Below are 20,829 nucleotides of genomic sequence, written 5' to 3'. Positions count from 1 at the left end.
TGGCGCAAGCGCGCATCAACAGGGGAAACAGAATGCGGATACTTTTTTACAGTCCCGATGCCGACGCCGACAGTTGGACCAACAGTTTTGCCGAAATTATGCCGGGGGTCGAATTGCACTTCTGGCAAGAGGGGCAAACCATGGCGAACTCACCGCCGGCGGATTATGCGGTGGTGTGGCGGCCACCGCTGGCGATGCTGCAAGGCCGCACCGATATCAAAGCCGTATTCAACCTCGGCGCCGGGGTCGATGCGCTGTTGAAATATGGCGAAGCATTGCCGGAGGCGCCGATTGTGCGCCTGGATGACGCCGGCATGGGCGTGCAAATGGCCGAGTTTGTCAGTCATGCGGTGCTGCGTTACTACCGCCGTTTCGATGAATACGAAGAACAAAGCAAAGAACAGTTGTGGCAAGTCTTAAAACCGCACGATAAGCAGCAATTCAGCGTCGGCATTCTGGGCCTGGGCGTGCTGGGGCAGCGCATCGCGCAAGCTTTGCAGCAATTTGAATTTCCGCTGCTGGGCTGGAGCCACACCATGAAAAACGTGCCGGGCGTGCAATGTTTTGCCGGACGCGATCAACTCGACGCCTTTTTAAGTCAAACCCGGGTGCTGGTGTGCGTGCTGCCTTTGACTGCCGAAACCAGCAATATGCTGGGGCGCGCGAATCTGTCCAAATTGATGCCGGGAGCGTATTTGATCAATGTCGCGCGCGGCGCCCATCTGGCCGAACCGGATTTGCTGGCCTTGATCAAATCCGGCCATATCGCCGGGGCCACCTTGGACGTATTCCGCAATGAGCCGCTGCCGCGCCAACACCCCTTCTGGCATGAGCCGCGCATCCGCATCACACCGCATATTGCGGCCTTAACCTTGTTTAATGAAAGCATCCGGCAAATCGCCGGCAAGATCGCCGCCCTGGAAAAGGGCGAAGCCATCAGCGGCGTGGTTGACCGGGTGCGGGGATATTGAGATGGATACAGTCAAATTGGTGGAAGTCGGGCCGCGCGACGGCTTGCAAAATGAAAAGCAGATCCTGGACGCTGCAGTCAAAGTGGAATTGGTCAACCGCCTGAGCCGGGCCGGTTTTGCGAATGTGGAAGCGGCTTCTTTCGTGTCCCCGAAATGGGTGCCGCAGATGGCCACCAGCAGCGAAGTGATGGCGCAAATCGAACGCCGCCCCGGCGTGTTGTATTCCGCGCTGACGCCGAATTTGAAAGGTTTTGAAGCCGCCTTGGCCGCCAAAGCCGATGAAGTGGTGATTTTCGGCGCCGCTTCCGAGAGTTTTTCGCAAAAAAATATCAATTGCTCCATCGATGAATCGCTGGCGCGTTTTGTCGATGTGGCGCAAGCCGCCAAAGCGCATGGCCTGCGCCTGCGCGGCAGCATCAGCTGCACCATGGGTTGCCCGTATGAAGGCAAGATCGCGCCGTCTGCGGTGGCGCGCGTCACCGCGCGCATGCGCGAGCTGGGCTGTGATGAAATCGACATCGCCGACACCATCGGCGTGGGCACCGCGCGCCAGGTGCAGGAAGTGATGCGCGCCGCCGCCGCCGAATTTCCGCTGGCGCAATTATCCGGCCATTTCCACGACACCTACGGCCAGGCGCTGGCGAATATCCTGGCGGCGCTGGAGAGCGGCGTGCGCATCTTCCATTCCTCGGTCGCCGGCCTGGGCGGCTGCCCTTACGCCAAGGGCGCCACCGGCAATGTGGCAAGTGAAGATGTGTTGTATTTATTGCATGGCCTGGGCATGCAAACCGGGGTCGATCTGGAGCAGGTGGTGGACGCCGGGGCGTTCATCAGCCAGGCTCTGGGCCGCCCTGGCAACAGCCGGGCGGGGAATGCTTTGCTGGCCAAGCGGGCTTGAGTTGACTAATCAATGGGGTCAGACTGGATTGATTCTGATGGAAACTTGGTAGAAAGGCCGCGTGCGCACCTGCTTGCATGGTTAGCATGACTATGATTGTCTTGATGGCGAGATATGACGGCAGAAAGTCAAAGAATTTCAAATCAATCGAGTCTGACCCCATTGATCCCAGAAAAGCAAGCGGCCCGCGCCGCAAAGGAAGCGCAGCGTAAGCCGGTTTGCCTCATCTCCTGCATGCATTATTACCGGAGTGCGGCGGATGCAGGATAAAAGCAACATTTTTTGACGGGTGGAAAGTTTTTCACAGGGCTGGCGGCAAACTTGCAAGCAAAGGTAAAATCAGGCCAAGGCGCGCTCTTGCGCCCGGCATGATGTAGTGCATTACGCTCTTTTTCGGCAGGCATCCCGATGACTCAATTCACCCAATCCTCCTTGCAGGCGGCGGCACAGTCTGCGCCCCGCTGTTCTCCGCGCTGGCTGCAAGCCGGCGTCCTGGCTTCGAGCATCGTGCTGAGCGCCTGTGGCGGCAGCGCCGGCGGTGCTGCGGCGCCGACTTCGGCCAGCAGCACGCCGGTATTGAGCCAGGAACCGGGCGCGCCGGTATTCAGCGGCAATACCGCCACCGATGGCTTCAACTGGTTCAATTTCCGCCGCCGCCAGGCCGGCCTGCCGCAGTTGCAGCGCAATTTCCAGATTGACAGCGCAGCCCAGGCCCATTCTGATTATCAGCGGCTGAATAACACCATCACCCATGACCAACAAAGCGGACGTCCCGGCTTTACCGGGGTGCGCCTGTCTGAGCGCTTAAACGCCGCCGGCTATCGCCTGCAACCGGCGTATGCGTATGGCGAAGTGATTTCTTCCACCGGCGACGCGTCCGGTTTTTATATGGCGGAAGAACTGGTGGCGGCGATTTATCACCGCTTCGTGATTTTTGAACCCATGTTCAAGGAAGGCGGCAGCGGTTCCGCCAGCGGCAACGGGAGTTGGTATCTGACCGTGAATTTCGCCGCCAATAACGGTTACGGCCCCGGCATCGGCGCCGGTAATCTGGTGACGTGGCCGTTTGCCAATCAGGAACGGGTGCCGCCGGTGTTTTACAGCGATTACGAAGCGCCCGATCCGGTTCCCGGCCAGAATGAAACCGGCTATCCGATCAGCGTGCATGCGGATTTGAACGCAACTGTGCAAGTCGGCAGCTTTACAGTGCGCCAGCGCGGCGGCAATCCGCTGCCGGTGCGCATGCTGATCAACGCCAGCGACAGCGAAACCCCGCGCTCCGCCGCCTCCATCATCCCGCTGCAGGTGCTGGCCGGCAACACCCTGTACGATGTGCAGTTCAGCGGCACGGTGGACGGCGTTTCAGTCAGCAGATCCTGGAGTTTCCGCACGCGCTGAAGCATGCGTAACATGAATGCTTAGCATGTCCCATGCGCTGCGCTGCAGCGATCTGTGCGCCATGGGCAGCGCGCGCTAAATCTGGTATCGTTCGCCTACATTTCCTTGATGCAGGCGGCCTGCTGCGCCGTCAGTCCTGATTGGCCGACCATGAATGAGCAAGAAATGTTCAGCCACTTTTGGCGTGAACGCTGCAATGATGCTTTTGATAATATGCGCGATGACCTGGCGGGTGGTCGCGCCACCGGTTTGGCATTGCAGGAACAAGGCCGCAGCTGTCGCGATGTGGTGATGCAACAAGCCGGCCATCTGGTGCTGGCTTTCGCCGCGCTGCGCTCCGGCCATACTGCGCAAGCGCAAAAATTATTGCAGCAATTGCAGCCGGCGCTGCATCCCGATATTCCCAACCGTCTGCTGTTTCACACGATTCAAGCCTTGATTTACAGCACCCAGGGTTTATACCGCGAAGCCTGGGAATATGGTCAGGGTCAATTAATTCCATTGCTGAGCCAATACCAGGGACGGGAAAATCTGCGCGCCCTGCTTTCGCTGGGGGTATTTGCGGTTGAATACAACCAGGCCGAAGAGGCGATGCGGCATTATTTCAGCGCCCTCGATTTGCTGCGTAAGCTGCGCCTGCCGGCGCGCTGGCGCGCGCACATCAACGCCAATCTGGGCGAGATTCTGTGCAACAGCGGCAATCCGGAAGACGCCGAAGCGATGTTGCAGGAAGCCATGACGATTGCGCACAATGAACCTGAGCGCTTCTGGCTGCAAACCTATGTTTCCACCATCTACGCCATGTGCCAATTGGCGCTGGGCAAATATCAGGAAGCTTACCAGGCGCTGCTGCCGCAGTTGCGCGCGCTGGAGCGTGAATTGGAAGCGGACAGCCAAGCGCGCATCTCGCAATCCGTGCTGTGCCTGTGCATCGCAGTCTGGCTGCTGTCCGAGCAAAATCAATTGAACGAGGCGAAACGCCTGTTTGATCTGCTGCAAAGCCGCAGCGGGCAAATTGAAGAGCAGCAGCATCAAGCCTATCTGTGCTGGGTGCGCGGCCATCTGCTGCATAAACAGGGCGATTTGCTGGAAGCCGCCAAATCGCTGCAGCAGGCGGTGGCGGTGCTGGGCAATGTCGAATTCGATTTCATGGCCTTGCGCGTGCGCCAGGAATTATCAGACATCTTCGGCAAGCTGGGCGACTGGCAGCAGGCTTTACAGGAATATCAGAATTATCATGCCTTGTACGAGCGCGCCCAGGGCCGCGCCAGTCGCATGCACATCCAGGTCTTACATATTCAAAGCGAGTTGCGGGAAGCCGAAAATGCGCGCCGCATGGCTGAGCAGACCATGGCTGAGCGCAAGGAACTGGCTGACAGCCTGCGCCAGAGTCTGGCCGAGCGCGACACGATTTTGCAAAACTCCATGGTCGGCATCGCCTTTTTGGATGGCGACGCCTGCCTGCATTGGGCGAATCTGGCGTTTGCCACGATTTTTGGCTTGAATCCGGTGGATGCCATCGGCCACACCTTGCAAAAATACTTTATCGAAGCCCCCGATTATGCGCGCATGCTCGACACCGCTTTGCTGTCACGCAGCGGCAAGGGCGGTTTTGAGGCGGAATGCCGGATGCGGCGCGCGGATGGCAGCCAGATCTGGGTCTGGCTGTCCGGGCGCGCGGTGCGCGCTGATCAAACCCACAGCGGCACGGTGTGGGTGGCGATGGATATCACGCGCCGCCATCAATTGGAGCAGGAATTAAACCGCTCCGAAACCCAGCACCGGCTGGTGGTGGACAATGCGGTGGAAGGCATTGTCATGCTCCAGGCCGGGCGCATTATGTTCGCCAATCCGAGCATTTTGCAAATGGCGAATTTGACGCGCAAAGAAGTAATCGGCGCCGAGTTTTTGCAATTTGTGCATGAGGAAGACCGCGAACGTGTGTTGCGCCACCATCAAAACCGCATGGCCGGGCAAATGGTGGATCGCTACATCACGTATCGCACCTCGGCCCTGGCGGGCCAGCAATTGCGCTGGGTTGAATCGTCCGCCGTCGCCATCGAATGGGAAGGCAGTCTGGCTTCGGTGGTGTTTGTCAACGACATTACAGAGCGCAAACGGCTGGAAGACAATTTGCGCGCCTCGCTGGCCGAGCGCGAGACCATTCTCGAACATTCCCTGGTCGGCATCGCCTTTTTGAATGCGCAAGGACGGGTGAAATGGGCCAATCACGCCATGCTGCAGATTTTCGGCGGCAGGCTGGAGCAATATCTGGGCACATCGCTGGAGCCGATGTACCCTTCGCGCGAAGCCTATCTGGAAACCGGGGCCATGGCGGCGCAGGCGGTGCGGCGCGGCGAAGCGTTTTCCACAGAGCTGCAGATGCGGCGCGGCAACGGCGAATTATTCTGGGCCAGCTTGTCCGGGCGCGCGGTGCACACCACCGATCTGGAGCAGGGCACGGTGTGGGCGGTGCTGGATATTGACCGGCGGCGCAAGCTGGAAGCGGAATTGGCCAAGTCCGAAGAACATCACCGCGCCGTGGTCGATAATGTGACCGAAGGCATTATGGTGGTGCAGGAAGGGCGCATCGTGTTCGCCAATCCGCGCGTACAGCAAATCAGTGGCCGCAGTCAGCAGGAATTGTTCAGCATGCCGGTGTTTGCCGATGTCCATCCGGACGATCTGGAGATGGTCAAAACCCAGTATGAAAAACGGCTGCGCAATGAACCGGCGGAAAAATACTTCGCCTTCCGCATCCGCAATCATCAAAGCGGAGAAATCAGCTGGATCGAGATTTCTGCAGTGCCGATTGAGTGGGAAGGCAAGCCGGCTTCGCTCTCCTTCCTGAATGACATCACCAACCGGCGCAATCTGGAAGAAAGCTTGCGCCAAAGCCATGCCGAACGGGTGCATTTGCAAACCCTGCAATTCCAGCATGAATTGCGCGAAGCGGAAATGGCGCGCCGCCATGCGGAAGAAACCACGCGCGCCAAATCCATGTTCCTGGCGAATATGAGCCATGAAATCCGCACGCCGATGAACGCGATTATCGGCATGGCGCATCTGGCCTTGTGCACCGAACTCTCGCCCAAGCAGCGCGATTATCTGGAAAAAATCCACAGCGCCGGCATTTCCCTGCTGGGCATCATCAATGATATTTTGGACTTTTCACGCATCGAGGCCGGCAAACTCTTGATTGAACGGGTCGAATTCAATCTCGATAAAGTGCTCTCCAACCTGTCCACCGTGACCAGCGACAAGGCGCGCGAAAAAGAGCTGCAATATGTGTTCCAGATTCCTGCGCGGGTGCCGCGCACGCTGATCGGCGACCCTTTGCGGCTGGGCCAGGTTTTAATCAATCTGGTCAACAATGCGATCAAATTCACCGAAAGCGGCGGCGTGTACCTGAATTGCCAGGTGCGTGAAATGGTGGAAGGTCAGCGCGTTTTACTCGAATTCAATGTGCGCGACACCGGCATCGGCATGCAGCCGGATCAGGTGGCCAAGCTGTTTCACGCCTTTTCCCAGGCTGATGAATCGACCACCCGTAAATATGGCGGCACCGGCCTTGGGCTGTCGATCGCCAAGGGCATGGTGGAATTGATGGATGGCCGCATCTGGCTGGAAAGCACGCCCGGCGTCGGCACCAATATGCATTTCACCGCCTGGTTCGGCTTGCCGGCGATGCAGGCCCAGAGCCACCACCTGCCCGGCGCGGTGGATGGCATGCGTGTGCTGGTGGTGGATGACAATCCGGGAGCGCGCTTGGCGCTGGCGGAAATTCTGTCGCACCTGCCGGTGGAAGTCGATTTCGCCTTTGGCGGCGGGGAAGCGCTGGCGGCGATCCGCGCCTGCGATGAAAACTGGCCGTATGGCTTGATTTTCATCACCCATGAAATGCCCGGCGTATCTGGTTTGAAGCTGGCGCACGATATTCAGCACGCCGAGATCAAGCACAAGCCGAAATTGATTTTGCTGTCAGATCAAGCGCGCGAGACGCTGCAGCAGCAGGGCGATATCACGATTCCGGACGCCCTGTTGCACAAGCCGGTGCAAGCGGCGGATGTGAATGACTGCCTGGTGGATTTATTTGATGCGTCGCAACATACACCGCATCAACGCCAGGAAACTCCGATGTTCGCCGAACTCACCGTGCTGCTGGTGGAAGACAATGAAATCAATCAAATGATTGCAACGGAATTGATGCAGGCGGTCGGCATCAAGGTCGAAGTCGCGGCGAATGGGCGGCTGGCGGTGGAAACCTTGCAAAAACTGGGGCCGGATTACTTCGGCCTGGTGTTCATGGATGTGCAAATGCCGGAAATGGATGGCCATCAAGCCACCCGCGCGATTCGCAGCGATGCCCGGTTCGCCAATCTGCCGGTGATCGCCATGACCGCGCACGCCATGGTGGAAGAGCGTGAGCGCTGCCTGGAATCGGGTATGAATGACCACATCGCCAAGCCGATCAATCCGGGCGAGTTTTACCATATGCTGAGCAGCTGGTGCAGCCAATATCTGGCCGCCGGCAACGCCCAACCGCTGCTGGATCTGCATGAAATCGTGCATCTGGGCGCGGCCCCGCAAACCGAAAGCGCGCCGGCGGCGCCGGATGCGCCGCTGCAAATCCCCGGCATTGATGTGGCCGACGGCCTCTCGCGCATGCTGGGCGATCAAGCCATGTATCTGGAATTATTATCGCGCTTCCGCGATGGCCAACACGATGTTGCGGCAAAGCTCGCCCATGCCCTGGTCTCGGATGATCTGGTGCTGGCGGAACGCTTCGCCCATACCCTGAAAGGGGTGGCCGGCATGATCGGCGCCGCCAAGGTCAAAGATTGCGCCAGCGTGCTGGAGCAGGCTTGCAAACAAGGGGCCGCCAGTCAGGTGTTACAAACCCGCCTGGCCGATCTGGACGGCGCCATGCAAGAAGTGTTGCAAGGCATTGAGCAAGCGCTGGCGCAACGTCCGGGGGCGCAGGAAACGGTGTGCGAAGGTTTTGAACGCACCCAGGCGCAAGAGGCGATCAATCAATTCGCCCGCCTGTTGCAACAAAATGACGGCGATGCGATTGACTTTTTAGCCGAGCATAATCAGCTGCTGGCGCAAGCGCTGGGCCCGGATGCACACCGGCGCATCATGCGTGCGACCCGCCAATTTGACTTTGACCTGGCCCTGGATGCATTGGAAAAGGGCGCGGTGGCGGCGGAATTCAGCGCACCAGCCGTGTTAGACTGATTTCCCATTCATGAGACTTGATGCAATGAGCGCTTTTATCGACTTGCAGGAAAAGCAAACTATTCTGATCGTGGATGACACGCCGGATAATATTTCCCTGCTGGCAGCGCTGCTCAAAGGCAAGTACAAAATCAAAATCGCCACCAATGGCTTGAAAGCGCTGCAAATCGTCTCCCATCCGCCCTACCCTGATTTGATTTTGCTGGATGTGATGATGCCGGAAATGGATGGCCATGAAACCTGCCGCCGGCTCAAAGCCAATCCGGACACGGCGCCTATTCCGGTCATCTTTTTAACCGCGAAAAGCCAGGTGGAGGACGAGGAAACCGGCTTGAACCTGGGCGCGGTCGATTACATCGCCAAGCCGATCAGCCCGCCGATTGTGTTCGCGCGCGTGGCCAACCAACTCAGTCTGAGCAATGCGCGCCGCCTGCTGGAGCAGCAAGAACAGCACCTCGAAATACTGGTGCAGCAACGCACCCGCCAACTATTGCAAATGCAACAAGCGACACTGATGGCGCTGGCGCAATTGGCCGGCAGCCGGGTGCAGGAAAACCAGGGCAATATCCGCCGCGTGCAACGCCTTACGCAATGGCTGGCGCAGCAGGCGGTGCAAGCCGCGCTGACTGATTTAAGCCCGCTGCAAATCGAACATCTGTCGCGCGCCGCAGCGCTGCACGATATCGGCATGCTGGCCGCACCCGATGGCATTTTGCAAAAACCCGGCAAACTCGACGAAGCCGAATTCGCTGCGGTGCGCCTGCATACCAGCCATGGCGCACAGGCGCTGAGCAGTCTGGCGAATGAATATCCGCTGGCGGCGGAATATTTGCATTGCGCGGCGCAAATCGCCGCCTCGCATCATGAGCGCTGGGATGGCAAAGGTTATCCGGAAGGGCGCGCCGGTGAACATATTCCTTTTGTGGCGCGCCTGGTGGCTCTGGCGGATGTGTATGACGCGCTGATTTCGCCGCGCAGCTATAAACCGGCGTATGCTCACGAACAGGCTTTACGCATTTTGCAGGAAGGGCGCGGCACACATTTTGATCCGGCCCTGCTGGATTTGATTCTGGCGCAACCGCAAGCCTGGTGCGAACAGGCCGATGCCATGGATATATAGAAAAAGCTGAGGAACACTGCGGCGCGCCGTGCTCAGTATTTATGCAGTCTTTGCTTATACTCAACCCTTTCAATTTTGGAGCAAATCAATGGCTGGCAGCAGCTTACTATTATTGTTGGACGATATCGCCACCACCCTGGACGACGTGGCTGTGATGGCGAAAGTGGCGGCCAAAAAAACCACCGGTGTGCTGGGCGACGATCTGGCGCTGAATGCCGAACAGGTGGCCGGCGTCGCCGCTGAACGCGAATTGCCGGTGGTTTGGGCCGTCTTCAAAGGCTCCATGATCAATAAATTGATTTTGGTGCCGCTGGCGCTGGCGATCAATTATTTCGCCCCGCCGCTGGTCACCTTCCTCTTGATGCTGGGCGGCGCCTATCTGTGTTTTGAAGGCGTGGAAAAAGTCTTGCATCCCTTGCTGCACAAAAAAGAAGAGCAGGAACAGGAACAGAAAATCCACGCCGCCCTGATCGATCCGCATGGCGATCTGGTGGCGCTGGAAAAAGACAAAATCAAGGGCGCGATCCGCACGGACTTTATTTTGTCGGCGGAAATTATCGTGATTGCGCTGGGCGTGGTGCAGCAATCCTCATTCATCAAGCAATTTGGCGTCCTGTCGCTGATTGCAATCGCGATGACGGTTGGCGTATATGGTCTGGTGGCCCTGATTGTGAAGCTGGACGATATCGGCCTGTATATGCGCAAAAAACCCGGCGCCTTGAATCATAAAGTAGGCGGCTGGCTGGTGGCCGGCGCGCCCAAGCTGATGAAATTGCTGGGCGTGGTCGGCACCATCGCCATGTTCACCGTCGGCGGTTCGATTTTGATGCACGGCATCGGGCCTTTGCACCACTGGGTCGAACACATCTTGCAACCGCTGGGCGGCGGCTTTTTCTCCGGTCTGTTAAGCATGCTGTGTGAAATCGTTGTTGGTGTGGTGGCCGGTTTGCTGGTGTTGGGCCTGGTCAGCGTGGCGCAAAAACTGCGCCCGGCAAAAACCGCCTGACGCGACGCCATGCGCCAAGTCGCTATCATCACCGGCGCCTCTGAAGGCATAGGCGCGGAGCTGGCGCGCCAGATGGCGCGTCAGCATGGCGCAGACTTGGCCCTGGTGCTGGCGGCGCGCCGCCAGGACGCCTTGCAAGCCGTGGCGCAGGAATGCGAAACCTTTGCATGCACCGTTCTGGTGCAAATTTGCGATGTCGGTGAGGAAAGCGCCTGCCGCGCCCTGATCGACGCCTGCATCACGCGCTTTGGCCGGCTCGACATCCTGATCAATAACGCCGGCGTTTCCGCCCATGCCCTGCTGGAAGACGTGCATGACTTGCAGTGGTATCAAGACGTGATGCGGGTCAATCTGTGGGGCAGCGTCTGGTGTACGCACGCCGCGCTGCCGCATCTGAAAGCCAGCCGGGGCCGCATCGTCGCCGTGTCCTCACTTGCCGGCCTGGTCGGCGTGCCCGGGCGCACCGCCTATTCCGCCAGCAAATTCGCCATGAATGGCTTTTTTGAAGCCTTGCGCATCGAACTCAAACCCGCCGGCGTCAGCGTCACCCTGGCCTATCCCGGCGTGGTCGCCACGCGCATCCGCTACCACGGCTACAATGCGCAGGGCCAGCCGGCTGGCGTGAGCGGCTTGAAAGAAGAAAACGCGATGCGTGTGGAAGAATGCGCGCGCCTGATTTTGCGCGGCATGCAAGCGCGCCAGCGCGATGTGGTGATGACCTTCAAGGGCAAGCTGGGGCGCTGGCTCAAACTGCTGTTGCCCGGCGTGATCGAAAACATTGCGCTGGCCGCTGTCAAACAAGACATGGGCCCGAAAAACCGCGCCTGAGCACTCCCGCCCCGGCCCGCTTCACAGCCAATTTTCCGCGCCCAAACGCCACCAACAGTGCTAGCATTAGGCCGGCATTACCTCCATCGGAAAACATCATGAGCAAAGCCAAATCTGCCGCCTGCCCTTGCGGCGGCGCCAATTACGCCGCCTGCTGCGGGCCTTTGCTGCAAGGCGCCGCGCACGCCGGCTGGGCCGGGCAGCTGATGCGCTCGCGCTATACCGCATTCACCCGGCGCGATGAAGCTTACCTGCTGGCCACCTGGCATCCCGCAACCCGCCCGCCAGCGCCACTTTTTGACCAGGAAGAGACGCCGCTGTGGCTGGGTCTTGAGGTAAAATCTGATTTACGTTTACGTAAACGTAAAGAAGCAAGCAGCGATGTGCCGCCGGATTTGCGCCAGCTGGCGCCGCAGGCGCAACAATGGGATACCGTGGAATTTGTGGCGCGCTACCGGCAACGCGATGGACGCGCGCACCGCTTGCATGAAATCAGCCGTTTCGTATTGGAAGACCAGGGCGATGGTGCGCGCTGGTACTACGTGGATGGCGCTACTGGGGATAGCAAATGATTCTTGAATCAAAACTGAACAGCCGCAGCGAAGACTTCAAAGCCAATGCGCAAGCCATGCAAAGCGTGGTCGATGATCTGCGGCAAAAAATCGCCTTGATCGAACAGGGCGGCGGCGAGCAGGCGCGCGCCAAACATGTGGCGCGCGGCAAGCTTTTGCCGCGTGAGCGGGTGCAAATGCTGCTCGATCCCGGCGCCCCTTTCCTGGAATTCTCGCAAATGGCGGCCTGGGATATGTACCAGGATGAGAAAGGCGTGGCGGCGGCGCCTGCCGCCGGCATCATCACAGGAATTGGCCGCATCGCCGGCATCGAATGCGTGATTGTCTGCAATGACGCCACCGTCAAAGGCGGCACGTATTACCCGATGACGGTGAAAAAACATTTGCGCGCGCAGGAAATCGCCGAGCAAAACAATCTGCCCTGCGTGTATCTGGTGGACTCGGGCGGCGCGAATCTGCCGAATCAGGATGAAGTCTTCCCCGACCGCGACCACTTTGGCCGCATTTTCTACAATCAAGCCAATCTGTCTTCCAAAGGCATCGCGCAAATCGCGGTGGTTATGGGTTCCTGCACCGCCGGCGGCGCATATGTGCCGGCGATGAGCGATGAATCCATCATCGTCAAAAACCAGGGCACCATCTTTCTGGGCGGCCCGCCGCTGGTGAAAGCCGCCACCGGCGAAGTGGTCTCCGCCGAAGACCTGGGCGGCGGCGATGTGCACACCCGCCTGTCCGGCGTGGCCGATCATCTGGCGCAAAACGATTTGCATGCGCTGGCGCTGGCGCGCCAATCGGTATCGCGCTTAAACCGGCAAAAACTGCCGAATATTCCGCTGCGCGAAGTGCGCGAGCCGCTCTTCCCGGCGTCTGAATTGTATGGCGTGATTCCGGTCGATACGCGCAAACCGTTTGATGTGCGCGAAGTGATCGCGCGGATTGTCGATGGCAGCGAATTCGACGAATTCAAAGCGCGCTACGGCGCCACCCTGGTGTGCGGTTTCGCCCACATTCACGGCATGCCGGTCGGCATCATCGCCAATAACGGCATTCTGTTCTCCGAATCAGCCTTGAAAGGCGCGCACTTTATCGAGCTGTGCTGCCAGCGCAAGATTCCGCTGGTGTTTTTGCAAAACATCACCGGCTTCATGGTCGGGCGCAAATATGAAAATGAAGGCATCGCGCGCAATGGCGCCAAGATGGTGACGGCAGTGGCCACCGCCAGCGTGCCGAAATTCACCGTGATCATCGGCGGCAGCTTCGGCGCCGGCAATTACGGCATGTGCGGGCGCGCGTATTCGCCGCGCTTTATGTGGATGTGGCCGAATGCGCGTATCTCGGTGATGGGCGGCGAGCAAGCCGCCTCGGTGCTGGCCACCGTCAAGCGCGACGGGATTGAAGCCAAAGGCGGGGCCTGGAGCGCGGAAGAAGAGGAAAAATTCAAGCAACCGATCCGCCAGCAATACGAAGAACAGGGCCACCCCTACTACGCCACCGCGCGCCTGTGGGACGATGGCATCATCGACCCGGCGGACACCCGCACCGTGCTGGGCCTGGGCCTGTCGGCAGCGCTGAATGCGCCTATCCCGGAACCGCGTTTCTCTGTATTCCGCATGTAAAGGAAGGCTGACATGGAATTTCAAACCCTGTTGCTGCAACGTGAGGCGCATGTCGCGCGCCTCACCATCAACCGCCCGGAAGTGGCGAATGCGCTGAATGAAACCGTGATCGCCGAACTGGCGGCGGCCTTTGCCGCGCTGGACGCCGAGCCGGATGTGCATGTGATTGTGCTGAGCGGGGCCGGGCGCTTCTTCTGCGCCGGCGCGGACGCCAACTGGATGCGCAAAATGGCCGATTACACGCCCGAGCAAAACCGCGCCGATGCGCAAGGCCTGGCCGATATGCTGAACCGCATCGACAGCTGCCGCAAGCCGGTGGTGGCGCAAGTCAATGGCGACGCCATGGGCGGCGGCGTCGGCCTGGTGGCGGTGTGCGATATCGTGGTGGCGGAAGAGCAAGCCCGCTTTGCCCTGAGCGAAGTCAAACTCGGCCTGATTCCGGCCACCATTTCTCCCTATGTGATCCGGGCCTTGGGCATGCAGCAAGCGCGCTGTCTGTTCATCACCGGCGAGCGCTTTAACGCGCCGCGCGCGCGCGAACTCGGCCTGGCGCACCGCGTCTGCGCCAGCGGCGAAAGCGCGGCGGCGGTGCAAGCCCTGTTAGCCGAACTGAGCGCGAATGGGCCGCAAGCGATGCAACAGGCCAAGCGGCTGGTGCGCGATATCGGCGGCCAGGCCATCAACGCGGCACTGATCGCCGACACCGCGCAGCGCATCGCCGATATCCGCGCCACGCCGGAAGCCAAAGAAGGTTTATCGGCCTTCCTGGCCAAGCGCAAACCGGCCTGGGTGGAGCCGCAGCAATGATCAGCAGCGCGGAAATGGTGCAACGCAGTCTGGCCAGCGTCTGGCATCCCTGCACCCAAATGCAGCACCATGAGCAAACCCCGCTGATTCCCTTGGCGCGCGGGGCCGGCCCCTGGCTGTATGATCAGGACGGCTGGCGCTATCTGGACGCGATCAGCTCCTGGTGGGTGAATTTATTCGGGCACGCCAATCCGCGCATCAATGCCGCTGTCATCAAACAGCTGGAAACCCTGGAACACGCGATGCTGGCCGGCTTCACGCATGCGCCGGTGATCGAACTCTCAGAACGCCTGAGCGCGCTGACCGGGCATGCCCTGGGCCATGCGTTTTATGCTTCCGATGGCGCATCCGCGATTGAAATCGCGCTGAAAATGAGTTTTCACTACTGGCAAAATCAGGGACAGAAGGAAAAACAGGAATACATCTGCCTGCGCGGCTCTTACCATGGCGAAACCGTGGGCGCGCTCGGCGTCACCGATGTGGCCCTGTTCCGCGAGGCTTACGGGGCGTTGATCCGTCCCGCGCACCTGGTCGCCAGCCCGGACGCGCGCCAGGCCGGCGCGGGTGAAGACGCGCAAGCCGTGGCCCTGCGCGCCGCCGCCGAAGTGGAAAACGTATTGCACCGCCGCGCCGGCCAGATCGCCGCCATCATCGTCGAACCGCTGGTGCAATGCGCCAGCGGCATGCAGATGCACCACCCGCTGTATCTGCAAAAACTGCGCGCGCTGTGCGATGCGCATCAAGTGCATTTAATTGCGGATGAAATCGCGGTCGGCTGTGGCCGCACCGGCACATTCTTCGCCTGCGAACAGGCGCACATCTGGCCGGATTTTCTCTGCCTCTCGAAAGGCATCAGCGGCGGCTATCTGCCGCTTTCGGTGGTGCTCAGCACGGAGGCGGTGTATCAGGCGTTTTACGACGCCGATATACGGCGCGGTTTTTTGCATTCGCACTCCTACACCGGCAATCCGCTGGCTTGCCGCGCGGCCCTGGCCACCTTGGATATTTTTGCGCAAGACGATGTGTTGGCGCGCAATCAGGCGCAGGCGCAGCGCATCATGGAGGGCCTGCAAAGCATCGCCGCGCTGCCGCAAGTGCGTCACCTGCGCCAATGCGGCATGATATTCGCCTTTGATGTGGACGCCAGCTTCCAGCATGGCCCCAGCTTTGCGCGGCGCATCTTCGCCGCCGCCGCCAAAAATGAATTATTGCTGCGCCCGATCGGCAACACCGTGTATTTGATGCCGCCCTATGTGCTGAACCCGGCGGAAACCGCGCACCTGCTGCAAGCCACCGAAGACAGTTTGCGCGCCGTGTTGCGCGAGGCGGATGGCGCATATGACGCCGCACGCGCGCAGCAAAGCGCTGCCGAGGCCGCCGCATGACTGGGCTGGCGCAGGTGCGTCAAGCGCTGCACGGCTTGCAACAAGCCGGCCTGCGCCGCACCCTGCGCACCTGTCACAGCGCCTGCGCGCCGCAACTCACGGTCAGCATGGCGGGACAGGACGCCAGCCCTATGCTGGCCTTCGCCAGCAATGATTATCTGGGCCTGGCGGGGCACCCGGCCCTGCGCGCGGCCTTGATTGAAGGCGTGCAGGAATGGGGCGTCGGCAGCGGCGCCTCGCACCTGATCAGCGGCCATTACGCCGTGCATGAGGCGCTCGAAGCGCGCCTGGCGGCCAGTCAGGCGGCGCATATTCCACAAGCCGGCGCGCTGTATCTGGGCAGCGGTTATCTGGCCAATAGCGGTTTGCTGCCGGCCTTGGCGGCGCTGGCTCCGAGTGAGATTTTTTCAGCGGATTTAAACCACGCCTCGATTATTGACGGCTGCCGGCTGGCGCGCTGCCCGGCGCAAGTCTGGCCGCATCAGGATCTGGCGCAACTGGCGGCGCAATTGCAAGCCAGCCGCGCGCAGCAAAAAATCGTGGTGACAGACGCTGTGTTTTCGATGGATGGCGTGATCGCGCCGCTGGCTGCGCTGCTCGCCTTATGCGAGGAATATGATGCCTGGCTGGTGCTGGACGATGCGCATGGTTTTGGCGTGCTCGGCGCGCAGGGCCATGGCGCGCTCGAACACGCCGCTTTGCACAGCGAGCGCCTGATTTATCTGGGCACCCTGGGCAAAGCCGCCGGCGTCGGCGGCGCCTTTATCGCCGCACATGCCGATCTGATCGAATGGCTGCGCCAGAAAATGCGCAGCTATATTTTCACCACCGCCAGCGCGCCGGCCCTGGCCTGCGCCTTGCTGGCGGCGCTGGATTTGATTGAAGGGACAGAAGGCCGGACGGCGCGCGCCCACTTGCAAGACTTGCGCACAAGCTGGCAAAGCATGGCGCTGCCGGATTGCTGGCCAAGGCTGACCTCGCCGACCGCGATTCAAGCCCTGCTGCTGGGAGAAAACCAGGCCGCGCTGGATTTAAGCCATGCCTTATGGCGGCGCGGCGTGTGGGTTCCGGCGATCCGCCCGCCCACCGTGCCGGCAGGCACAGCGCGCCTGCGCATCACCCTGTCCGCCGCGCACAGCCTGGCTGATTTACAGCGCTTGCAACACGCCTTGCAGGCAATTCACCGCGAGGGACTATGAGCGTTTTTTCCTGCTTCGTCACCGGCACCGATACCGATATCGGCAAAACCCTGGTCAGCGCCACCCTCTTGCACCAGCTCAAGCGGCAAGGCTTGCGCACGGTCGGCATGAAACCGGTGGCCGCCGGCTGCGTGCTGCAGCAAGGTCAGCGCAGCAATGCCGATATCGAACAATTGCAGCAAGCTTCCAGCATTGAGACGCCGCTGGAAATGCGCTGCCAATATTTATTTGATCCGTTTTGCGCGCCGCATATCGCCGCCGCGCGCAATGGCGTGCAAATCGAACTGGCCCCCATCGTGCAGCAATATCACGCCCTGCAAACCCTGGCCGACGCCATCATTATCGAAGGCGTGGGCGGGTTTTGCGTGCCGCTCTCAGCGCAATACGACACCGCCGATCTGGCCCAGCGTTTGAACGCGCCGGTGCTGCTGGTGGTCGGCCTGCGCCTGGGTTGCATCAATCACGCCCTGCTGACGCAAGAAGCGGTGCGCGCGCGCGGTTTGCAGCTGTTGGGCTGGGTCGGCAATCTGATTGATCCGCACATGGCCTACCCGGATGAAAACATCGCCACCTTGAAACAAAAATTGCACGCACCCTGCCTGGGGATTATTCCGCGCCTGACTTGCAGCACGCCGCAGCAAGCCGGGCAGGCCGTGCGTTACCTCGACTTCGCCAGCCTAAGCAGCTGGCCCCATTGATTCAGCAAAGGAAGCAAGATGCCTGACACCGTGACGCAACCCATCACCCTGCACAAGCGCGCCGTGGCCGCCGATGCGCGCTGCTCGCTGCAAAGCGTGCTTGATCTGTTTGACCTGCCTTTCAATGAATTGCTGTGGCGCGCCCAGCAAGTGCAGCGCGAAAATTTCCCGGCGCAAGATGTCGAGCTGGCCACCCTGCTGTCGATCAAAACCGGCGGCTGTGAAGAAGATTGCGGCTATTGCCCGCAAGCCGCGCGCTATGACACCGGGGTTGAAGCCAAGAAAATTCTGGGCTTGGATGAAGTGCTGCAAGCCGCGCAAAGCGCCAAAGCCAGCGGCGCCACCCGTTTTTGCATGGGCGCCGCCTGGCGCTCACCGAAAGAACGCGATCTGGAAAAAGTCGAAGCCATGGTGCGCGGCGTCAAGGCGCTCGGCCTGGAAACCTGCGCCACGCTCGGCATGCTGGAAGAGGGACAGGCAGAGCGCCTGCAACAAGCCGGACTGGATTATTACAATCACAATCTGGACACCGCGCCGGAGTTTTACGGCAAAGTGATCACCACGCGCGACTATGAAGACCGCCTGAACACGCTGGAAAGGGTGCGCGGGGCCGGCCTGAAAGTATGCTGCGGCGGCATCGTCGGCATGGGTGAAAGCCGCTTGCAACGCGCCGGCCTGCTGGCGCAGTTGGCGAATCTCGATCCCTATCCCGAATCCGTCCCCATTAATCATCTGGTGCAGGTCGAAGGCACGCCGCTGCACGGCCAGGACAAACTCGATCCGCTCGAATTTGTGCGCACCATCGCCGTCGCCCGCATCATCATGCCGCGCGCGCGCGTGCGTCTGTCGGCGGGCCGGCGCGAAATGGGCGAAGCGGTGCAAGCGCTGTGCTTCCTGGCTGGCGCGAATTCGATTTTCTATGGCGACAAGCTGCTCACCACCGGCAACCCGGAAGCCAATGATGACCAAGCCCTGTTAGCCAAACTCGGCCTGCCGGTGCGCCATGTGCAGATGGCGGAAACCGAAGGCTGCTGCGACTGAACACACCAATCAAAGGACTGCCATGTTCAATAAAATCCTGATCGCCAATCGTGGGGAAATCGCCTGCCGCGTGGCCGCCACTGCGCGCCGGCTGGGCATCAAGACGGTCGCCGTATATTCCAGCGCGGATGCGCACGCCAAACATGTCGCGGTATGCGATGAAGCGATTTTGATCGGCGAGGCGGAAGCGCGCCACAGCTATTTGCTGGCCGATAAAATCATTCAAGTCGCCCTGCAGAGCGGCGCCCAGGCGATTCATCCCGGCTATGGTTTTCTCTCGGAAAACGCAGACTTCGCCGACAATTGCGCCAAACATGGCCTGGTTTTCATCGGCCCGCCGGGTGACGCCATCCGCGCCATGGGCAGCAAGGCCGCCGCCAAGCAATTGATGGAGCAAGCCCATGTGCCGCTGGTGCCGGGCTACCATGGCGAGCAGCAGGAAGTGGCGTTTTTGCAGCAGCAAGCCGGCAAAATCGGTTATCCGGTGCTCTTGAAAGCCTCCGCCGGCGGCGGCGGCAAAGGCATGCGGATTGTCGAAAAAGAAGAAGATTTCGCCGCCGCCCTGGCTTCCTGCAAACGCGAAGCGATCAATGCCTTTGGCGACGACCATGTGCTGGTGGAAAAATATCTGCAGCGCCCGCGCCATATTGAAATCCAGGTGTTCGCCGACAGCCACGGCCAATGCGTGTTCCTGTTTGAGCGCGATTGCTCGGTGCAGCGGCGTCATCAAAAAGTGTTGGAAGAGGCGCCCGCGCCCGGCATGACGCATGAACGGCGCAATGCCATGGGACAGGCGGCAGTCGCCGCCGCGAAGGCGGTCGGTTATGTCGGCGCCGGCACCGTGGAATTCATCGCCAACCAGGATGGCAGTTTTTATTTCATGGAAATGAACACCCGCCTGCAGGTGGAGCACCCGGTGACAGAAATGATCACCGCGCAAGATCTGGTGGAATGGCAGTTGCGCGTGGCCGCCGGCGAACACCTGCCGCTGCAGCAAAGTGAAATTCAGATGCACGGCCACGCGATTGAGGCGCGCATCTACGCGGAAAACCCGGAAAAAGGCTTTTTGCCGGCCACCGGCCGCCTGCACCACCTGCGCACTCCGGCGGCAGTCGAATTTGAACTTGGCATGCAAGCCGGCCAACCGGCTGCGGTGCGCATCGACGCCGGCGTGCGTCAGGGCGACAGCATTTCGCCATATTACGATCCGATGATCGCCAAGCTGATTGTGTGGGGCGAAGATCGCAAAATCGCCTTGGCGCGCATGCGTCAGGCCCTGGCGCAATATCAAATTGTCGGGCTGTCTTGCAATATCGGCTTTTTGCAGCGCTTATGCGCCGGCGAAGCCTTCAGCCAGGCCGATCTGGATACCGGTCTGATTGCGCGCAATCACGACAGCTTGTTCCCGCCGGCGGCCCCGGTTCCGCTGCATGCGCTGGCGCTGGCCGCCGTTTCGCTGCTGCTGGAAGAGCGCCGCCGCGCCGGTCACACTGCCGACCCATGGAGCCAAACCAGCGGCTGGCGCATGAATGGCGCGCTGCGCCGCACCCTGCGCTTCAAAACTGAACAGGAAGACTGCGTGTTGCAGCTCGAATATCAGGGACAGGGCTGGCGCCTGCACTACGGCGCGCAAAGCACGGACGTGGAGCTGGCGGACGAATACGGCGCCGATCTGTATTTGAAATTGGGCGACAGCACGCGCCATGGCAGCGTGGTGCGCGCAGCGCAGCAGTTTCATGTGTTCTCAGGCGGCGGCCATTGGCAGCTGGAGTTCGATGATCCGATGCAGCACGCCGGCGAAACGGAAGCCGAAGGCGGCCGCCTGACCGCGCCGATGCCGGGCAAGGTGGTGGCGGTGATGGCGCAAAACGGCCAGAGCGTCAGCAAGGGTGAGCCGATTTTGATCATGGAAGCGATGAAGATGGAACACACCATCGCCGCCCCGCATGATGGCGTGATTGAAGAAATTCTGTACGGCGTCGGCGATCAAGTGGCGGAAGGCGCGCCTTTGCTGGCGTTTAAGCAGGGTTGATCTCAGTCCGGGGCGCC

General features: G+C 60.3%; 15 protein-coding genes. All 15 read left to right on the top strand.

All coding sequences use genetic code 11. From position 1 onward, the window contains the following. The first annotated feature begins 32 nt into the window (after positions 1-32). The 15 genes from V8J88_RS22540 (at position 33) to V8J88_RS22470 (ending at position 20,812) form a co-directional block, all read left to right on the top strand. Entirely contained in the window at positions 33-971 is a 939-nt protein-coding gene (locus V8J88_RS22540; RefSeq protein ID WP_338846510.1) for a glyoxylate/hydroxypyruvate reductase A, read from the top strand. A 1-nt stretch (position 972) separates the two neighbouring features. Then, on the top strand, positions 973-1,869 hold the full coding sequence (locus tag V8J88_RS22535; RefSeq protein WP_338846509.1) for a hydroxymethylglutaryl-CoA lyase: 897 nt from the start codon (positions 973-975) through the stop codon (positions 1,867-1,869). A gap of 408 nt (positions 1,870-2,277) precedes the next feature. Further along, complete coding sequence (locus V8J88_RS22530) at positions 2,278-3,267, top strand: CAP domain-containing protein (protein ID WP_338846508.1); 990 nt, start codon at positions 2,278-2,280, stop codon at positions 3,265-3,267. A gap of 165 nt (positions 3,268-3,432) precedes the next feature. Continuing rightward, the gene (locus V8J88_RS22525; RefSeq protein WP_338846507.1) at positions 3,433-8,508 is read left to right on the top strand and encodes a PAS domain S-box protein; all 5,076 of its coding nucleotides are present in this window, start codon (positions 3,433-3,435) and stop codon (positions 8,506-8,508) included. A 25-nt stretch (positions 8,509-8,533) separates the two neighbouring features. Further along, positions 8,534-9,628, top strand: coding sequence for an HD domain-containing phosphohydrolase (locus tag V8J88_RS22520; protein ID WP_338846506.1), 1,095 nt, complete (start codon positions 8,534-8,536; stop codon positions 9,626-9,628). Positions 9,629-9,716: 88 nt separating this feature from the next. Further along, on the top strand, positions 9,717-10,634 hold the full coding sequence (locus tag V8J88_RS22515) for a DUF808 domain-containing protein (RefSeq protein ID WP_338846505.1): 918 nt from the start codon (positions 9,717-9,719) through the stop codon (positions 10,632-10,634). 9 nt (positions 10,635-10,643) lie between these two features. Beyond that, positions 10,644-11,462, top strand: coding sequence for an SDR family oxidoreductase (locus V8J88_RS22510; RefSeq protein WP_338846504.1), 819 nt, complete (start codon positions 10,644-10,646; stop codon positions 11,460-11,462). Between the two features lie 98 nt (positions 11,463-11,560). Beyond that, entirely contained in the window at positions 11,561-12,034 is a 474-nt protein-coding gene (locus tag V8J88_RS22505; protein ID WP_338846503.1) for a YchJ family metal-binding protein, read from the top strand. Further along, complete coding sequence (locus tag V8J88_RS22500) at positions 12,031-13,650, top strand: carboxyl transferase domain-containing protein (RefSeq protein ID WP_338846502.1); 1,620 nt, start codon at positions 12,031-12,033, stop codon at positions 13,648-13,650. The genes V8J88_RS22505 and V8J88_RS22500 overlap by 4 nt, the downstream gene beginning before the upstream one ends. Before the next feature lie 12 nt (positions 13,651-13,662). After that, positions 13,663-14,457 carry an enoyl-CoA hydratase/isomerase family protein gene (locus V8J88_RS22495; protein ID WP_338846501.1) on the top strand — a complete coding sequence of 265 codons (795 nt, stop codon included), beginning with the start codon at positions 13,663-13,665 and terminating at the stop codon, positions 14,455-14,457. Beyond that, positions 14,454-15,842 (top strand): adenosylmethionine--8-amino-7-oxononanoate transaminase, encoded by a 1,389-nt coding sequence (gene bioA / locus V8J88_RS22490; protein WP_338846499.1) that lies wholly within the window; start codon positions 14,454-14,456, stop codon positions 15,840-15,842. The genes V8J88_RS22495 and bioA overlap by 4 nt, the downstream gene beginning before the upstream one ends. Then, positions 15,839-17,041 carry an 8-amino-7-oxononanoate synthase gene (locus V8J88_RS22485; RefSeq protein WP_338846498.1) on the top strand — a complete coding sequence of 401 codons (1,203 nt, stop codon included), beginning with the start codon at positions 15,839-15,841 and terminating at the stop codon, positions 17,039-17,041. Before bioA ends, V8J88_RS22485 begins: the two co-directional genes overlap by 4 nt. After that, complete coding sequence (gene bioD, locus V8J88_RS22480) at positions 17,038-17,739, top strand: dethiobiotin synthase (RefSeq protein ID WP_338846497.1); 702 nt, start codon at positions 17,038-17,040, stop codon at positions 17,737-17,739. The genes V8J88_RS22485 and bioD overlap by 4 nt, the downstream gene beginning before the upstream one ends. A gap of 18 nt (positions 17,740-17,757) precedes the next feature. Continuing rightward, positions 17,758-18,780 (top strand): biotin synthase BioB, encoded by a 1,023-nt coding sequence (bioB, locus tag V8J88_RS22475; protein WP_338846496.1) that lies wholly within the window; start codon positions 17,758-17,760, stop codon positions 18,778-18,780. Positions 18,781-18,802: 22 nt separating this feature from the next. Continuing rightward, positions 18,803-20,812 carry an acetyl/propionyl/methylcrotonyl-CoA carboxylase subunit alpha gene (locus tag V8J88_RS22470; protein WP_338846495.1) on the top strand — a complete coding sequence of 670 codons (2,010 nt, stop codon included), beginning with the start codon at positions 18,803-18,805 and terminating at the stop codon, positions 20,810-20,812. Positions 20,813-20,829: the final 17 nt, after the last annotated feature.

Source organism: Massilia sp. W12 (assembly GCF_037300705.1).
Classification (GTDB): Bacteria; Pseudomonadota; Gammaproteobacteria; order Burkholderiales; family Burkholderiaceae_D; genus JACPVY01.
Note: the sequence above shows the minus strand (reverse complement) of the source record. Positions and strands in the feature narration are given on the sequence as shown.

Bases quoted from the DNA above. Each gene is read 5' to 3' on its own strand.
- V8J88_RS22535 (WP_338846509.1), top strand. From the start codon at position 973: ATGGATACAGTCAAATTGGTGGAAGTCGGGCCGCGCGACGGCTTGCAA.
- bioB (WP_338846496.1), top strand. From the start codon at position 17,758: ATGCCTGACACCGTGACGCAACCCATCACCCTGCACAAGCGCGCCGTG.
- V8J88_RS22505 (WP_338846503.1), top strand. From the start codon at position 11,561: ATGAGCAAAGCCAAATCTGCCGCCTGCCCTTGCGGCGGCGCCAATTAC.
- V8J88_RS22520 (WP_338846506.1), top strand. From the start codon at position 8,534: ATGAGCGCTTTTATCGACTTGCAGGAAAAGCAAACTATTCTGATCGTG.
- V8J88_RS22540 (WP_338846510.1), top strand. From the start codon at position 33: ATGCGGATACTTTTTTACAGTCCCGATGCCGACGCCGACAGTTGGACC.
- V8J88_RS22515 (WP_338846505.1), top strand. From the start codon at position 9,717: ATGGCTGGCAGCAGCTTACTATTATTGTTGGACGATATCGCCACCACC.
- V8J88_RS22470 (WP_338846495.1), top strand. From the start codon at position 18,803: ATGTTCAATAAAATCCTGATCGCCAATCGTGGGGAAATCGCCTGCCGC.
- V8J88_RS22495 (WP_338846501.1), top strand. From the start codon at position 13,663: ATGGAATTTCAAACCCTGTTGCTGCAACGTGAGGCGCATGTCGCGCGC.
- V8J88_RS22510 (WP_338846504.1), top strand. From the start codon at position 10,644: ATGCGCCAAGTCGCTATCATCACCGGCGCCTCTGAAGGCATAGGCGCG.
- bioD (WP_338846497.1), top strand. From the start codon at position 17,038: ATGAGCGTTTTTTCCTGCTTCGTCACCGGCACCGATACCGATATCGGC.
- bioA (WP_338846499.1), top strand. From the start codon at position 14,454: ATGATCAGCAGCGCGGAAATGGTGCAACGCAGTCTGGCCAGCGTCTGG.
- V8J88_RS22500 (WP_338846502.1), top strand. From the start codon at position 12,031: ATGATTCTTGAATCAAAACTGAACAGCCGCAGCGAAGACTTCAAAGCC.
- V8J88_RS22530 (WP_338846508.1), top strand. From the start codon at position 2,278: ATGACTCAATTCACCCAATCCTCCTTGCAGGCGGCGGCACAGTCTGCG.
- V8J88_RS22525 (WP_338846507.1), top strand. From the start codon at position 3,433: ATGTTCAGCCACTTTTGGCGTGAACGCTGCAATGATGCTTTTGATAAT.
- V8J88_RS22485 (WP_338846498.1), top strand. From the start codon at position 15,839: ATGACTGGGCTGGCGCAGGTGCGTCAAGCGCTGCACGGCTTGCAACAA.